The sequence below is a fragment of the Sphingobium sp. HWE2-09 genome (genome assembly GCF_035989265.1).
Taxonomy (GTDB): domain Bacteria; phylum Pseudomonadota; class Alphaproteobacteria; order Sphingomonadales; family Sphingomonadaceae; genus Sphingobium.
The window spans coordinates 26,965-41,736 of the sequence record NZ_JAYKZX010000003.1 but is presented as its reverse complement, the minus strand read 5'-3'; the positions used below and the strand labels follow the sequence as shown (position 1 = coordinate 41,736).

The following is a 14,772-nucleotide window of genomic DNA, read 5'->3' as shown; positions in this document are numbered from 1 at the left end:
CCGGGAGGACCGGGTTTCGACCAATGTCACGATCAGAGCGACGAAAGTGAGCAGTGTTTAATCAGTTTCTCTATGCAACGGACATATAGGCCATCGCCCGCCAATCACAAGACGGCGCGGGGCGAAAAGGACCGTTTCCATTTTGTGACGCATAGTGATGTAACAGCCTAACGCTCCGTGTTCCCGCGCAGGCGGGAACCCAGTTCAGACGGCGGGGCTGGGTTCCCGCCTGCGCGGGAACACGCCTCTTGTCACTTCAGCGCAGCGCAGGCTTCCTGAATCCGCGTGCACGCCTTTTTGAGCACCTCGTCCGACGTCGCATAGCTGATGCGGAAGGCGGGCGAGAGGCCGAAGGCCGCGCCATGGACCGCCGCCACCTTGGCTTCGTCCAGGAAATAGGCAATCAGCTTTTCGTCACTGTCGATCGTCACGCCCTTGGGCGTCACCTTGCCGATCACGCCGCTGGCGTCAGGATAGACGTAGAAGGCGCCTTCGGGCGTCGGGCAATCCAGCCCCGGCGCGTCGTTCAGCATCGCGACGACCATGTCGCGGCGCTTGCGGAACACGCCGTTGCGCTCCTCCAGAAAATCCTGCGGGCCGGTCAGCGCCGCGACGGCGGCGGCCTGGCTGATCGAGCAGGGATTGCTGGTCGACTGCGATTGCAGCTTGCCCATCGCCTTGATGATCCATTCGGGACCACCGGCAAAGCCGATGCGCCAGCCGGTCATGGAGAAGGCCTTGGAGCAGCCATTGACCGTCAGCGTGCGGTCGTACAGGTCCGGGCAGACCTGCGCGATCGTGGCGAAGGGGGTCGATGCGTACCAGACATGCTCATACATATCGTCGGTCATCACCAGCACATGCGGGTGGCGCAGCAGCACATCCGCCAGTGCCTTCAACTCATCGGCTGAATAGGCGGCGCCCGACGGGTTGGACGGCGAATTGAGCATTACCCATTTGGTGCGCGGCGTGATTGCGGCGTCCAGCTGGTCGGCGGTGATCTTGTAGCCCTGGCTCGCCGGGCCTTCGATGAACACCGGGGTGCCGCCTGCGAAATTGACGATGTCGGGATAGCTGACCCAGTAAGGCGCGGGGATGATCACCTCGTCACCCGCATCCACCGTCGCCAGCAGCGCGTTGAACAGCGTGTGCTTGCCGCCCGAATTGACGCTGATCTGGCTGCGCTTGTAATCCAGCCCGTTGTCGCGCTTGAACTTGAACATCACCGCTTCCTTGACGTCGGCGGTGCCGTCCACGTCGGTATAGCGGGTCAGGTTGTTGCGGATCGCGGCGATGCCGGCTTCCTTGACGAAATCGGGCGTGTCGAAATCCGGCTCGCCGGCCGACAGGCCAATCACGTCCACGCCTTGCGCTTTAAGCGCGTTCACGCGGGCGCTCATGGCGAGCGTAGCGGACGGCTGGATACGACCCAAGGCGGCGGAAGTCTGGCTCATGACAACAATCTTTCCTCAGAGCGATTTCAAAACAGGCAAAACCGCCTGCCAGATCGGAAATCGCATCAAAAAAATATAGAATCCCCAAGGCCCGCAATAAAAGCGGACGCGGCGTCCCTTAGTGCGCAACGGAAGAAGGGGCAACCGGCCAGATGCCGCTTATTGGCTTTACGGCAGAATAGACCGGCTATCGGACGCCAGTCGCCACGATCATATCATCGCGACCAGGTCGCGGCGGCCATGCCGCGCGCCGCATTGCCGATGAAGAAGCCGCCCTCCAGATCATAGGGGCGCAGGTCGCCCTCCACCGCTTCGCCCATGTCGATCAGGCTCTGGCGCAATATGCCGGGTAGGATGCCGCGCGACAGCGGCGGCGTCACCAGCTTGTCGCCCCGCTCGACGAAGATCGAGGAGAAACAGCCTTCGGTCAGATAGCCCTGCGCGTCGACCAGCAGCACCTCGTAAGTGCCGCCTCGCTTCAACGCGTCGCGATACAGGCTGCGGTCGGTGGTCTTGTGGAGCAGGCGCAAATCGTCGGCGGGCGCATGACGCGGCACGGCGGCGACCTTCATGATCGGGTCGGGCCAACTGCGATGATCGCGCACCTCGATCGCGATCGCCCCGCCCCGCGACACCATCAACCGCACCCGGCTGCGCTCGCGCAGGCGGAAGGTCGCGGCCTGCAATTCGTTGCGCACGTCATGCCGGTCGAACTGGAAGCCCAGCGCCTGGGCGCTGACCTTGATCCGTTCCAGATGCAGGTCCAGCAACCTTATTCCCTCGATCGGGTCGAAGGCCATGGTTTCGATAAGGTCGAAGCGTCGATCAGCCAGTGACATTGCTGCTATTCCAAGCCCTTGCCCGCGCCGGAGTCAAGCCGGGACAGGAACGCCCCCTTGGCCAGGCACTCCGCCCATTCCATATCCACCTGCGAATCCGCGACGATGCCGGACCCCAGGCCCAGCCGCCCCACGCCGCTCTCCTCTTCCACCGTCACGGTCCGGATAGCGACGTTGAATGCCGCGTCGCCCTCCGGGTCGATCCAGCCCATCGTGCCGGTATAGACGCCGCGCGGCTGCGGTTCGACCGCGTCGATAATCTCCATCGCCCGCACCTTGGGCGCGCCGGTGATGGAGCCGCAGGGGAACAGCACGCGCAGCACATCCACCGGCGACAGGCCGGGCAGGATGCGCGCGCGCACCGTCGATACCAGCTGGTGCACGGTCGGAAAGCTTTCGACCTTGAACAGGTCGGGCACGGTCACGCTGCCCGCCTGCGACACCCGCGACAGGTCGTTGCGCAGCAGGTCCACGATCATCAGATTTTCGGCCCGCTGCTTGGCGTCGCTTTCCAGCCACAGCGCCTGCGCGGCATCCGTGTCCGGATCCGCGGCGCGGGTCGCCGTGCCCTTCATCGGTCGCGCGGTCAGCTGGCCGCGCACCTGGGTGAAGAACAGTTCGGGCGAAAAGGACAGGATGGATCGCGCGCCCGTGCGGATCACCCCGCCATAGCCCGCCGCCGCGCGCGGCCGGATCGCGGCATAAAGCGCCAGCAGATCGCCGCTCACATCGACATCGCAGGGGAAAGTCAGATTGACCTGATAGATGTCGCCCGCGCGGATATAATCCTGCACCTGCGCGAAGGCCGCGCCATAGGCGGCCTCGTCCACCAGCGGGCGCAGCGGGCCGACGGTCGCGCCCGCCGGATCGGGCAGCAGGCCGGGCAGATCGGCGGACGGGATCAGCCTTACCCCTTCGAACAGGCCGAACCACAGCAACGGCGCCCCCCCGTCATCGCGGGTCCGCGCGATCGGCGCCAGCCGACCCTCCAGCGCCAGCCCCGCCTCATAGGCCATATAGCCCGCGACATGCAGGCCGTTTTCCCGCGCATCGGCCACCCGGTCGAGCGCGGGCTGCACATCGGCCATGCGATCGGCGGCGATGATCTCCACCGGGTCGCGATACAGCCGCGCGGGCGCGGCGCGGGCGCGCGCATCGTCGAACAGGCAATAGGCTTCGTTGGGACCAGGCAGACGCATGGCGCTTCTTAACAGGCTTTGCGCGGGGCGAAAGGCCATAGCAACGGGATGCGGCGTTGCGCGCCCGCGCCAAAGCCCCTAGCTGACGGGGCATGACCGACCCCACGCCCCTGCCCGACCGCCCGACCGGCGCCGCCATCGGCCACGGCCTGCGCGGGCGTTGCCCCAATTGCGGCAAGGGGCGGATGTTCGCGCGCTTCCTCAAGACCGCGCCGACCTGCCCGTCCTGCGGCCTGGCGCTCGACGTGCATCAGGCGGACGACTTCCCCGCCTATATCGTGATCCTGCTCTTGGGCCATATCCTGGTGCCCCTGATGATCGAGGTGAACAGCGCGCTCGCCATTCCCCTGGGCTGGCAGGCACTGATCTGGCCCAGCCTCGCCATCGCCCTAGCCATAGCGATGATCCAGCCGGTCAAGGGCGCGGTCATCGCCGTCCAGTGGAGCCGACGCATGGCGGGCTTCCGCTAGGATTAATCGACATTCAGCCCCTAGACAGCTGACTAACGGACTATGTGTTCCCGCGCAGGCGGGAACACGCTGCGCTTAATAATGCAAACGCCGGACAATCACTCCGGCTGCCGCAGGAAATTCAGCTCCATCGCCTCCCGCAACGTCTCGTCGATCGCGCGCCGCCCTTCCGCGCCATGCGTGACGACAGTCGTGTCGCACGTCGCGACGCACACGCCCTTCTGGAAGCCCGCCGAACTGATCGTCCAGCTGGTGCGGCCGATATGGCCGATCGCGCAATGCACTTCGAACGGATAGGGGAAGTGCGATTCCTCCACGAAGTTCAGGTTCACATTGGCGACCAGCCAGCGCACGCCCTGTTCCTGCGGATGGCGGCCCATATGATGGTGGAAGCGGATGCGCGCGGTTTCGAAAATGCCGGAAATCGCCACATTGTTGATGTGGCCCATGGTATCGAGATCCTGGAACCGCGTGTCCATGCTGGTCACGAAGCGATAGGCTTGCGGGTTCAGACGCCAGGATTCGGGTTTGGCCATGTCCTGCTATTTCCCTCTTATAAGTATAGCTAACCTCTTACCCCGGATGACCGGTGATGCAATCGCACCGATAAAAATGACGCAACTGCGGCCTTTGGGACACAGAAGAGGTCAATGCGGCAACCAAGCGTTTCGCGCGTGCCTGATGGACTTGATCGCGGGAACGCCATAGTTTCGGGTCCGCCATGATCTGAAGGGATCCTCATGCAACGCTACAGCCGCGCCGCCATCTTCCTGCACTGGGCCATTGCCGCCTTGCTCGCCTTCCAGATCAGTGTCGGCTGGGCGTTGGAGGATCTGGGCGCGCACGGCTTTGCGCTCTATCAATTGCACAAGTCGGTGGGGATCACGATCCTCCTGCTCACGCTGGTGCGGATCGGCGTGCGCTACTGGAAGCCGCGCCCGGCCAAATTGGAGGGCGGATGGCAGGGCGCGCTGGCGTCGGCCGTGCATGTCGGCCTCTACGCCTTCATGCTGGGGGCGCCGCTGACCGGCTGGGCGCTGGTATCGACCGCCAAGGTCAAGGTGCCGACGCTGATCTTCGGCGTCATCCCCCTGCCCCATCTGCCGCTGCCCGCCAGCGTGCACGGCCTGGCGGAAAACAGCCATGGCCTGATCGCCTGGCTGGGCATCGCGCTATTCGTGCTGCATGTCGCGGGCGCGCTGCGCCATCATCTGCTGATGCGCGATGGCCTGATCTGGCGCATGATCCCCGGCCGCTCGCCCATCCTGCTGGTGGCGCTGCCCGCCCTCATCCTGGTCGGCCTGGCCGCCGGCAAGCTGATCCAGCCCGCACCCCGCGCCGCCACCGCCCCGGCCCCGGTCGCGCAGGATATCGGCAATGACAGCGCCGCGGACAATCTCGCCGAAGCGCAAGCCGTCAACGCCGCCGCCCCCGCTGACAATGCCACCGCCAATGTGGCGCAGGCCGCGACCGAAGAACCCGCAGGCCCGCCCCCGCCTGGACCGTGCAGCCCGGCGGCCGCATCGGCTTTTCCGTCGGCAATGATGGCGACACGATCAGCGGCAGCTTTTCCAAATGGACGGCGCAAATCGTGATGGACCCCGACCATCCCGACAGCGCCGATATTAAGGTGACGATCGATATGGCCTCCGCCAGCGTCGGCGACGCCTATAAGGACGGGATGCTGCCGGGCGACGAATTTTTCGGCGTCGCCGCCCACCCCACCGCCACCTTCATCGCCAGGGGCGCGGAGGCGACCGGTCCGAACCGCTACCGCGCCAACGGCACGCTGACGGTAAAGGGCGTATCGAAGCCGCAGGCGATCCGCTTCACCCTGTCGGGCAAGGACGCGACCCGCAAAGTCAGCGGCACCGCCGCCGTCGCCCGCACGCCCTTTGGCGTGGGCAATGGCGACAGCAGCGGCGGGCTTGGCCCTAATGTATCGATCACCTTCGATTTCACGGCCAAGCGCTCATAGAGCCGCTCGATCAGCCTGATCGGGACAAATGATTGCGCGCGGCCATGGCCCAACTGGTACAATCTTGCCTTGGCGCACGGACCAGCGTAGGTGCGCCCCCTATTTTATCACATGCGAAGGAGACTCGACGTGGCGGCGAAGTGGACGCCGGAAAGCTGGCGGAGCCAAAAGGGCATTCAGATGCCCTTTTATCGGGATGCAGGCGCGCTGGCGTCGGTAGAGGCCCAGCTTGGCCAGTTTCCGCCCCTCGTCTTTGCGGGCGAGGCGCGTAACCTCAAGGCGGATCTTGCCAAGGTCGTGCATGGCGAAGCCTTCCTGTTGCAGGGCGGCGATTGCGCCGAAAGTTTCGCGGAGTTCCATCCGAACAACATCCGCGACACGTTCCGCGTGCTGCTCCAGATGGCAGTCGTGCTGACCTTCGCGTCGAAGCTGCCGGTGGTGAAGGTCGGCCGCATGGCGGGCCAGTTCGCCAAGCCGCGCTCGGCCGATACCGAAGTCATCGATGGCGTCGAATTGCCCAGCTATCGCGGCGACAATGTCAACGACATCGCCTTCACCCCGGAATTGCGTGAGCCGGATCCGGAGCGGATGGTGCGCGCCTATAACCAGTCGGCCGCGACGCTCAACCTGCTGCGCGCCTTCTCGACCGGCGGCTATGCCAGCCTGGACCGCGTCCACGGCTGGATGCTCGATTTCATGGGGCGTAGTCCGTGGGCCGCGAAGTTCGAACAGATGGCCGACCAGATCGGCCAGGCGCTCGACTTCATGCGCGCCTGCGGCCTGTCGGCGGAAACCGTGCCGCAGTTGGGCGGGACCAGCTTCTACACCAGCCATGAAGCGCTGCTGCTGCCGTTCGAACAGGCGCTGACGCGTCAGGACAGCCTGACCGGCGACTGGTACGACACGTCGGCGCACATGCTGTGGATCGGCGACCGCACCCGCTTCGAAGGGTCGGCCCATGTCGAATATCTGCGCGGCATCGGCAATCCGATCGGCCTAAAATGCGGTCCCAGCCTGGAACCGGACGCGCTGCTGCGCCTGCTCGACACGCTGAACCCCGCGCGAGAAGCCGGGCGCATCACGCTCATCACCCGCTACGGCCATGACAAGATCGAGGCTGGCCTGCCCAAGCTGGTGCGCGCCGTGCTGCGCGAAGGCCATCCGGTGATCTGGTCCTGCGACCCGATGCACGGCAACGTCATCAAGGCGGCGAACGGCTATAAGACCCGCCCCTTCGACCGCATCCTGGCCGAAGTCCGCGGCTTCTTCGCCGTCCATCGCGCCGAGGGCAGCTTCGGCGGCGGCATCCATGCCGAAATGACCGGGCAGAACGTGACGGAATGCACCGGCGGCGCCATCGCCATCACCGACGAAGGCCTCGCCGACCGCTACCACACCCACTGCGACCCCCGCCTGAACGCGGCGCAGAGCCTGGAACTGGCCTTCCTGCTGGCAGAAATGCTCAACGAAGAACTGAAGGAACGCCGCGCCGCGGCGTGAGGTTATGGAAAACAGGTCGGGGCCGGATCGCAAGATCCGGCCCCGTTTCTTTGTCGGACCAGCGCATCTGTTAATGACCAATTTGGATAGGAAGCGGACCATTTGCTTTATTCGCGAACGCCCGTTATGCAAGAGACTACTTCGACAGTATAAGTCTTTCAATTTTCCTATTTGCAAACATCGAAATCGATTTTTCATCCGCCGTAAAACCTTGGGCCATGGCGGTGTTGAGAGCCTTCTGGAAGGCTTCCATCTCATTGTCCTTCGCATATTTTTCATGGCCATACATAAATATGGATTTCGTGTTATCATTTGATAACAATATGAATTCGTCTACTTTATCGGATTTTTTCTTCCTCTCATCGTTAATTAATACTGCTGTGGCTAGAACCATCATTCCTAGCCTAAGTGTCTGATTCATAATTATTCGGCGTTATTTCATGCCCTTGCGATGCGGCGCGTGAAGAGTTGAATGGATGCGATGAAGAGCCACGCCGTTGCCGATGCGATGGTTTGCTCGAAGTCCTTGGCGAGGCGTCGGTTCCGGTTGAGCCATGCCAGCGTGCGTTCAACAACCCATCTGCGGGGCAGCACCTTGAAGCCTTTGGCGGTGTCTGACCGCTTGATGATTTCGACGGTCCATTTCCCAATTCGCCGCAGAGCCTCCCGGAGTTTGTCGCCAGCATAGCCGCCATCGGCGAAGACGTGCCGCAACCACGGAAAGCGCCGGATGATTTCGCGCAGCACCATCGGCGCACCATCGCGGTCCTGAATGTCAGCGGTGTGGATCACGGCATGCACCAGGTTTCCCTCGGTGTCGGTCAGGATATGGCGCTTGCGGCCTTTCACCTTCTTGCCAGCGTCATAGCCGCAAGGACCGCCACTTTCCGTGGTTTTGATGCTCTGGCTGTCGATCACACCCGCCGACGGCGAGGCCTCGCGGCCCGTCATCTCGCGCGAAGCCATGAGCAGCACATGGTTCATCGTCAGCCACAGGCCGTTGTCGCGCCAGAGGTAAAACCAGCGCCGCACCGTCGAGACCGGCGGAAAGCATGGGGGCAGCATCCGCCATGGCAAGCCACCACGCAGCAGGTAAAGCATCGCTTCGACAATCCGGCGCATCGGCCATTTGCGAGGCCGCCCCACATGCGAGGCGGACGGCAGCAGCGGCTCCAGCACCAACCACTCGGCATTCGTCAAATCACTTGGCAAAATCAGCCCGCGTCGCGCATGAAGCGCGCGAGTGGTATCGGTCCACATCGTTGATCCTTGGTAGTTTTTCGCAAAACCCATGAATCAATGACAGGCCGAGCCGTCAAGCTAACCTGCTGATACCACTCACCTTAATTTCGGATCAGACACTAAGCTTACCAAATATAGATGCCTCTTTCCATTTTTTGTCACTCCACTTGAAATCACTATTCGCGACAAGATCAACGTTGCTCGTAGACCTGTAGATTGTGGACACACCCCGATTTTCCATTCTTTGTCCCCTTTTTCATCAACATGCTTAGGCAGTTAGACAAAAACTGGGAGAGGAAAAACTATTTTGTGTTCTGCACCCTCCTGTTTCCCTTCCTACTGATCATTGCCATTCCGGCCCGATGCAGGTCTGTCAATGACCGCTTCTGAGCAATAAGCGAAGCACCACGAACGGCAAAAAATGGTCCAACCGGAAATTCCTCCCCTGAAAGGGGAGGTGGCAGGCCGAAGGCCTGACGGAGGGGTAGTTCGCGAAAACATATGCCAGGTGTAGCGGCACCCTACCCCTCCGAACCGCCCATTTCCTTGCCGCCCACAGATAAATCCAACAACCTTCCAATGTAGGATTTTATCTGATCTATCCTCATAGATGGATCATCCTACCCACCCCTCCCTGCCTCGCGAAAACCGGCGCGTCACTGCCACGCCCGGCATCCCGTCATGGTGTAGGAAGTGACGCATCGGAAACGCTTCGCAAGCGCGTGGCAAGCGCATCGGGCCGATATCGCCCGACGACGGTGTGAACTTCGGCACCGTTACGTTCACGCCCTACTCCGCCGCATTCTTCCGCTGCTGCGCGCGCCGCGCGAAGATGTTCAGGCACTCGACCAGCGTCGAAAAGGCCATCGCCGCATAGATATAGCCCTTGGGCACATGCACGCCAAAGCCATCGGCGATCAGCACGGCGCCGATCATCAGCAGGAAGCCCAGCGCCAGCATCACCACGGTCGGATTGCGCGCGATGAAGTTGGCGAGCGGATCGGCCGCGATCAGCATCACCGTCACCGCGACGATCACGGCGATATACATGACCGCCAGATTGTCCGTCATGCCCACCGCCGTCAGGATCGAATTGAGCGAGAAGATCATGTCGAGCAGGATGATCTGCACGATCGCCGCGCCGAACGTCATGGTCGCCACGCCCTTCTTGTCCAGCACGCCGTCCGCGGGCGTCGGATCGACCGTGTGATGGATTTCCCGCGTCGCCTTCCAGATCAGGAACAGGCCGCCCACGATCAGAATAAGATCGCGCCAGGAGAAATTGGTTTCGAAGGTCGGTGCGCCATGCTGGTCCAGCGGGCCGCTGATGCCAAGGTCGAACACCGGCTGCGTCAGCCCGACGATCCACGCGATCATCGACAGCAGCACCAGCCGCATCGCCAGCGCCAGGCCGATCCCGATCTTGCGCGCCTTGGGCCGCTGTGCCTCCGGCAATTTATTGGTCAGGATGGAAATGAAGACCAGATTGTCGATGCCCAGCACAACCTCCATCACCACCAGCGCGACAAGCGCGGCGAGAGCCGTGGGATCGGTGAAGGCAGTGATCAGGCTGTCCATGATATCTTTCCGATGACACAAATTGCGATGCCATTTGGCACGGCATCGCAACGACAGGCACCTCTATCTGTTCCGGCAGACATGCTTTGTCACATGACAGCGCTATCAAGCATGAACCGTCATGCCCCACGCTGGACTAGGGCGTTGCTCTGCCCTAGCGAGACTAGCCGTAGCTTCCTTCCTGGTCCGGCCCCCTTGGCCGCGATCGTCCGCCCCTTTGCGAAAGGCGTTTCATGGCCCGAACCACGCTCACCCGTTTCCTGATCGAACAGCAACGCAATGCCAACGTCCTGCCCGGCGAACTGCGCCTGCTGATCGAAACCGTCGCCCGCGCGTGCAAGACGATCAGCCATTCGGTCAGCAAGGGCGCGCTGGGCGAAGTGCTGGGCAGCCTGGACAGCGAAAATGTGCAGGGCGAAGTGCAAAAGAAGCTGGACGTGATCGCCAACGAACTGCTGCTCGACGCCAATGAATGGGGCGGGCATCTGGCCGCAATGGCTTCGGAAGAGATGGAGACGATCCACCTCATCCCCAATCGCTATCCCAAGGGCGAATATCTGCTGCTGTTCGATCCGATCGACGGGTCCAGCAATATCGACGTCGACCTGTCGGTCGGCACGATCTTTTCGGTGCTGAAAGCCCCCGACGCCTGCGCCGGACGCGAAGTGACCGAAGAGGATTTCCTGCAGGACGGCCGTCAGCAGGTTGCCGCAGGCTATGCCATCTACGGCCCGCAATCGCTGCTGGTGCTGAGCGTGGGCACGGGCGTCTATGAATTTACGCTGGACCGCGAAGTCGGCAGCTGGGTCATGACCGACGCCAATATGCAGATGCCCCAGGGCAAGTGCGAATTTGCCATCAACATGTCCAACCGCCGCCAATGGTCGCCCGCGATTCGCCGCTATATCGACGAGCGGGTCGAGGGCGGCGCGGGGCCGTGCGGCAAGGATTATAATATGCGCTGGACCGCCTCCATGGTGGCGGACGTGCATCGCATCCTCAAGCGCGGCGGCATCTTCATGTACCCCTATGACCACCGCAACCCCGGCAAGGCCAAACTGCGCCTGATGTATGAAGCCAATCCGATGAGCTACCTGATCGAACAGGCGGGCGGCGCGGCGACAGACGGCTTCATCCCGATCATGGACGTACCCGCCACCGGCCTGCACCAGCGGGTCGGCGTCGTGCTGGGCGACAAGGCCGAAGTCGCGGCGGTCGTCGCCTATGGTCAGGAAATGGCCGAAGCCTGAGAGGAAAAGAAAAAGGGGGAGAGCGGTGACGCTCGATCCCCCTTGCTTCGGCTCGCCTTGCCGGTCTTACCGGCGGCTCCTCTCCAGAAACTTGTTATAGTTGGCGCGCCGAACAGCAAGCACGCTCTAGACCAAGCGGATGACAAAAAAAAGGCCGATCGCAAGACCGGCCCGAAAGTTTTAGGAGAGGATGCCTGAAAGGCACAGTCTTTTTGTACGGCCCGCAGGATTTTCGCAAATGCGAAGGACGAAACCATGATTGCATCAAACGCAACCGCGTTTCGGTGGCGCATCGGCACTGGTCCGCTTCCGAGTCGGCGGCGATAAAGCAAATGTCAGGGCTTTGGGATTAGGGTGCGGACGCGATGCACGGATCACCCAGCGCCAACGGTTCAGCGACCGCCATCATTCGCTATCGCCGCGATATCGACGGGCTGCGGGCGCTCGCCATCCTGCCGGTGCTGCTGTTCCACGCCCATGTCCCCGGCTTTTCTGGCGGCTATGTCGGCGTCGATATCTTCTTCGTCATCTCCGGCTATCTGATCACCGGCATCATCGCCCGCGAAGTCGATGACGGCCGCTTTTCCCTGCCGCGATTCTACGAACGCCGGTTCCGTCGCATCATGCCCGCCCTGTCGCTGATGATCCTGGCGGTGCTGGCCGCCGCCGCCTGGCTCTATCTCCCCGGCGATCTGGAAGGCGTGCCGCGCTCGGCCCTGGCCGCGACACTGTTCGTGTCCAACCTCTGGTTCTTCACCGACACCGGTTATTTCGCTGGCGGCGCGGACGTGAAACCGCTGCTCCACACCTGGTCGCTGGCGGTGGAGGAACAATATTATATCGGCTTCCCCATCCTGCTGATGCTGCTGGCACGTTTCGCCCCCCGCTGGCGGACGGCGACGGTGGCGCTCATCGCGGCAGGATCGCTGGCGCTCGCCATCGCCATGCAGCGCGACACCAGCGGCTTCACCTTCTATCTGCTGCCGACCCGGGCGTGGGAATTGTTCGCCGGGGCGCTGCTGGCATTGGGGGCCGTGCCGGTCATCGGCACGCGCTGGCTGCGGGAGGCCGTAGCCGCCGGTGGGTTGGCCGCCATTGCGCTGGCCGTGACGCTCTATGACAGGAACACGGTTTTTCCCGGGGTCACCGCTCTTGCCCCGGTGCTGGGTGCGGCAGCGCTGATCCATACAGCCCCCGGAACGCAAGTCGGGCGATTGCTCGGCTGGCGACCGCTGGTCGGGGTCGGTCTGATCTCCTACTCGCTCTATCTGTGGCACTGGCCGCTGATCGTCTTAACCGAATATGCAACCGACAGGCCGCTGGCAGGCGTGACACAGATCGCGATCATAGGCTTGTCGTTACTGGCGGGCACGCTGTCCTGGCGCTTTGTCGAGCGCCCTTTCCGCGATGCAAGGCGCGTCTCCGCGCGGGTCATCTTCCTGTTCACCGGCGTGGCCATGGCAGCGCTTTGCACTGCGTCATTAGGCATGGTGGCAACGGGCGGATGGCCGTCGCGCTTCTCACCACAGGTGCTGGCCCAAATGGCCGGACAATCGGATTTCGCGCCGACGCGCAAACGCTGCCACGATACATTCATGCGTGGCGCAGCCCCGTGCGTACTGGGCGCTGCAGTAGCGCCCGATGCGATGCTATGGGGGACAGCCATGGCGTGGAACTGTCCTATGCCCTATCGCTCGACGCCAAAGCGCACAACCGCTCGCTGGTCGAGCGGACCACATCCAGCTGCCCGCCGGTGCTGGGCTATGATGCGAAGGACGCCCGCTGCGCCGCCGCCAACAAGGCCGCCTTCGACGCGATTCGGGCCGGTCCCGCGTTGCGCCGAATCTACCTTGCCGCCTTTTGGGCCAATGGCGATTTCGACGATCCTGCCTTCGTCGCCAAGCTCGACAGAACCATCGCCGCGATCCGCGCCGAAGGCCGCGATGTCGTGCTGATCGGTCCCGTGCCGCCCCAGCCCTTCGACGTGCCGCGCCGCCTGGCGCATCTGGCGGATGCGGGTCGCTTGGCGAACGCCCAAGGCGTCGATCGCGCCTGGGTGGAGGCGCGAACCACCCATCTGCGCGCACTTTTTGCCCGTTGGCAGGCGCGTGGCGTGACGCTGATCGATCCCGTATCGGCGCTATGCCCGACCGGGCATTGCGCCATCGAGCATGACGGCAAGCCGCTCTATTTCGATTCGCATCACCTCAGTGTCGCTGGCGCGCGGCTGGTGGTGGCGGGGCGATGAGCCTATTCAGCGGCGAGCGCATAACCGGCGCGCGGCAGTTCGGCGGCCAACGCCTCGGCCATGCCCGTCACCACCGCCTGCATCCGCACCACGCCCGGCCCCGGCCGGTCCAGCGTCGCATCCAGATAGAGCGCCCGATCGATCTCCACCTGCAGCGCATGCAGCCCATGTTCGGGCCGGCCATGGCGATCGATCATATGATCGCCTGCATAAGGGCTATTCTGCGCCACCGTCAGGCCATGGCCCGTCGCGACGTCGGCCGCCAGCGTCATCAGCCGGGCGGAAGCGCTGCGCCCGAACCGATCGCCCAGCACCATGGTCGGCGCTGGCTGCCCGGCAGCGCTCGGCGCCAGTGGCGGCATCGAATGCAGGTCGATCAGGATCGCATGACCATGCGCTTCACGCGCGGCCGCCATCATTCGGCCGATCGCCGCGTGATAAGGCCGATGCAACCTGTCGATCCGGCGACGCGCCTCCGCCCAGGCCATCGGTCCCCGCCACAATTCATGTGCGCCCGGCAACCGGCGCGGGAACAGTCCCAATCCGCCCCGAAGTTTCGCACTGCTCTGGAGCGCGGCATCGCGCGGCAGGTCTGCAATCATCCCGAGATCGATCTCCCGCTCATGCCGGTTGAGGTCGATAAGCGCGCGGGGCGTGCGGGCGACGATAACGGTAAAGCCCCGCGCGATCAGCGGATGGGCCAGCAAATCGACCCAGCGGTCTTCCAGCCGATTGAGTATCCGCAACGGCACCTGCGCGGCTGCCAGCAGATCGTCCCGATAATCGCGCCCGGCATGAGGAACGGAAATGATCAGCGGTCGATCGGGAACGGCGGGACCGTAAAGGTCGAAACCTGTGTCGCTATGGGTCGGGGAACGCGGCGCGGGGTGGTCCAATGCGGCTCCTTTCACCGACGCGTCGAAAAAACTTGCCCGGCTGGATAATATTTACACCTTGTCGCATATAAGGCGGCTTCGCGCCACCCTGTCGGATGGCGTAAAGGGCTGCGGGGCA

Annotated in this window: 12 protein-coding genes and 2 pseudogenes; 6 read left to right on the top strand and 8 right to left on the bottom strand. The window is 63.2% G+C overall.

Going from position 1 to position 14,772, the window contains the following annotated elements; translation table 11 throughout:
• Positions 1–251 precede the first annotated feature (251 nt).
• The 3 genes from U5A89_RS05725 to pabB all read right to left on the bottom strand — a co-directional run bounded on the left by U5A89_RS05725 (position 252) and on the right by pabB (position 3,492).
• Positions 252–1,454: a pyridoxal phosphate-dependent aminotransferase gene (locus U5A89_RS05725; protein ID WP_338160244.1), complete on the bottom strand. Its 1,203-nt coding sequence runs from the start codon at positions 1,452–1,454 to the stop codon at positions 252–254.
• Between the two features lie 215 nt (positions 1,455–1,669).
• The gene (locus tag U5A89_RS05720) at positions 1,670–2,293 is read right to left on the bottom strand and encodes an aminotransferase class IV (RefSeq protein ID WP_338160243.1); all 624 of its coding nucleotides are present in this window, start codon (positions 2,291–2,293) and stop codon (positions 1,670–1,672) included.
• Between the two features lie 5 nt (positions 2,294–2,298).
• Positions 2,299–3,492, bottom strand: a complete 1,194-nt coding sequence (gene pabB / locus U5A89_RS05715) for an aminodeoxychorismate synthase component I (RefSeq protein WP_338160242.1) — start codon at positions 3,490–3,492, stop codon at positions 2,299–2,301.
• Positions 3,493–3,584: 92 nt separating this feature from the next.
• On the opposite strand from pabB, the gene U5A89_RS05710 reads away from it, so the two are divergent.
• Positions 3,585–3,962 carry a DUF983 domain-containing protein gene (locus U5A89_RS05710; protein ID WP_338160241.1) on the top strand — a complete coding sequence of 126 codons (378 nt, stop codon included), beginning with the start codon at positions 3,585–3,587 and terminating at the stop codon, positions 3,960–3,962.
• A 98-nt stretch (positions 3,963–4,060) separates the two neighbouring features.
• Here U5A89_RS05710 and U5A89_RS05705 read toward each other — a convergent pair whose 3' ends face one another.
• Positions 4,061–4,498: an acyl-CoA thioesterase gene (locus tag U5A89_RS05705; RefSeq protein WP_338160240.1), complete on the bottom strand. Its 438-nt coding sequence runs from the start codon at positions 4,496–4,498 to the stop codon at positions 4,061–4,063.
• Positions 4,499–4,702: 204 nt separating this feature from the next.
• Between U5A89_RS05705 and U5A89_RS05700 the strand changes: the two are divergent.
• A pseudogene (locus U5A89_RS05700) lies at positions 4,703–5,940 on the top strand (YceI family protein).
• A 129-nt stretch (positions 5,941–6,069) separates the two neighbouring features.
• Positions 6,070–7,440, top strand: coding sequence for a class II 3-deoxy-7-phosphoheptulonate synthase (locus U5A89_RS05695; RefSeq protein ID WP_338160239.1), 1,371 nt, complete (start codon positions 6,070–6,072; stop codon positions 7,438–7,440).
• Positions 7,441–7,576: 136 nt separating this feature from the next.
• Here U5A89_RS05695 and U5A89_RS05690 read toward each other — a convergent pair whose 3' ends face one another.
• From U5A89_RS05690 to U5A89_RS05680, 3 genes are all read right to left on the bottom strand, one after another.
• Complete coding sequence (locus U5A89_RS05690; protein ID WP_338160238.1) at positions 7,577–7,861, bottom strand: hypothetical protein; 285 nt, start codon at positions 7,859–7,861, stop codon at positions 7,577–7,579.
• 17 nt (positions 7,862–7,878) lie between these two features.
• Positions 7,879–8,700 carry an IS5 family transposase gene (locus tag U5A89_RS05685; protein WP_188071885.1) on the bottom strand — a complete coding sequence of 274 codons (822 nt, stop codon included), beginning with the start codon at positions 8,698–8,700 and terminating at the stop codon, positions 7,879–7,881.
• A gap of 771 nt (positions 8,701–9,471) precedes the next feature.
• A complete protein-coding gene (locus U5A89_RS05680; RefSeq protein ID WP_338160237.1) occupies positions 9,472–10,260 on the bottom strand; it encodes a TerC family protein in 789 nt (262 codons plus the stop codon).
• A gap of 233 nt (positions 10,261–10,493) precedes the next feature.
• Between U5A89_RS05680 and U5A89_RS05675 the strand changes: the two genes are divergently transcribed.
• The 3 genes and pseudogenes from U5A89_RS05675 (at position 10,494) to U5A89_RS21330 (ending at position 13,758) form a co-directional block, all read left to right on the top strand.
• Positions 10,494–11,510 (top strand): class 1 fructose-bisphosphatase, encoded by a 1,017-nt coding sequence (locus U5A89_RS05675; RefSeq protein WP_338160236.1) that lies wholly within the window; start codon positions 10,494–10,496, stop codon positions 11,508–11,510.
• Positions 11,511–11,875: 365 nt separating this feature from the next.
• Positions 11,876–12,820 (top strand): annotated as a pseudogene (locus U5A89_RS21335) (acyltransferase family protein); the annotation flags it as partial.
• 194 nt (positions 12,821–13,014) lie between these two features.
• Positions 13,015–13,758, top strand: coding sequence for an SGNH hydrolase domain-containing protein (locus tag U5A89_RS21330; RefSeq protein WP_445190688.1), 744 nt, complete (start codon positions 13,015–13,017; stop codon positions 13,756–13,758).
• Between the two features lie 2 nt (positions 13,759–13,760).
• On the opposite strand, the gene U5A89_RS05665 is transcribed toward U5A89_RS21330, so the two are convergent.
• Complete coding sequence (locus U5A89_RS05665) at positions 13,761–14,654, bottom strand: N-formylglutamate amidohydrolase (protein ID WP_338160235.1); 894 nt, start codon at positions 14,652–14,654, stop codon at positions 13,761–13,763.
• Between the last annotated feature and the right edge of the window lie 118 nt (positions 14,655–14,772).

Excerpts from the sequence above, each read along its gene's own strand:
- U5A89_RS05725 (WP_338160244.1), bottom strand. The coding sequence starts at position 1,454 with ATGAGCCAGACTTCCGCCGCCTTGGGTCGTATCCAGCCGTCCGCTACG.
- U5A89_RS05720 (WP_338160243.1), bottom strand. The coding sequence starts at position 2,293 with ATGTCACTGGCTGATCGACGCTTCGACCTTATCGAAACCATGGCCTTC.
- pabB (WP_338160242.1), bottom strand. The coding sequence starts at position 3,492 with ATGCGTCTGCCTGGTCCCAACGAAGCCTATTGCCTGTTCGACGATGCG.
- U5A89_RS05710 (WP_338160241.1), top strand. The coding sequence starts at position 3,585 with ATGACCGACCCCACGCCCCTGCCCGACCGCCCGACCGGCGCCGCCATC.
- U5A89_RS05705 (WP_338160240.1), bottom strand. The coding sequence starts at position 4,498 with ATGGCCAAACCCGAATCCTGGCGTCTGAACCCGCAAGCCTATCGCTTC.
- U5A89_RS05690 (WP_338160238.1), bottom strand. The coding sequence starts at position 7,861 with ATGAATCAGACACTTAGGCTAGGAATGATGGTTCTAGCCACAGCAGTA.
- U5A89_RS05685 (WP_188071885.1), bottom strand. The coding sequence starts at position 8,700 with ATGTGGACCGATACCACTCGCGCGCTTCATGCGCGACGCGGGCTGATT.
- U5A89_RS05680 (WP_338160237.1), bottom strand. The coding sequence starts at position 10,260 with ATGGACAGCCTGATCACTGCCTTCACCGATCCCACGGCTCTCGCCGCG.
- U5A89_RS05675 (WP_338160236.1), top strand. The coding sequence starts at position 10,494 with ATGGCCCGAACCACGCTCACCCGTTTCCTGATCGAACAGCAACGCAAT.
- U5A89_RS21330 (WP_445190688.1), top strand. The coding sequence starts at position 13,015 with ATGGCCGTCGCGCTTCTCACCACAGGTGCTGGCCCAAATGGCCGGACA.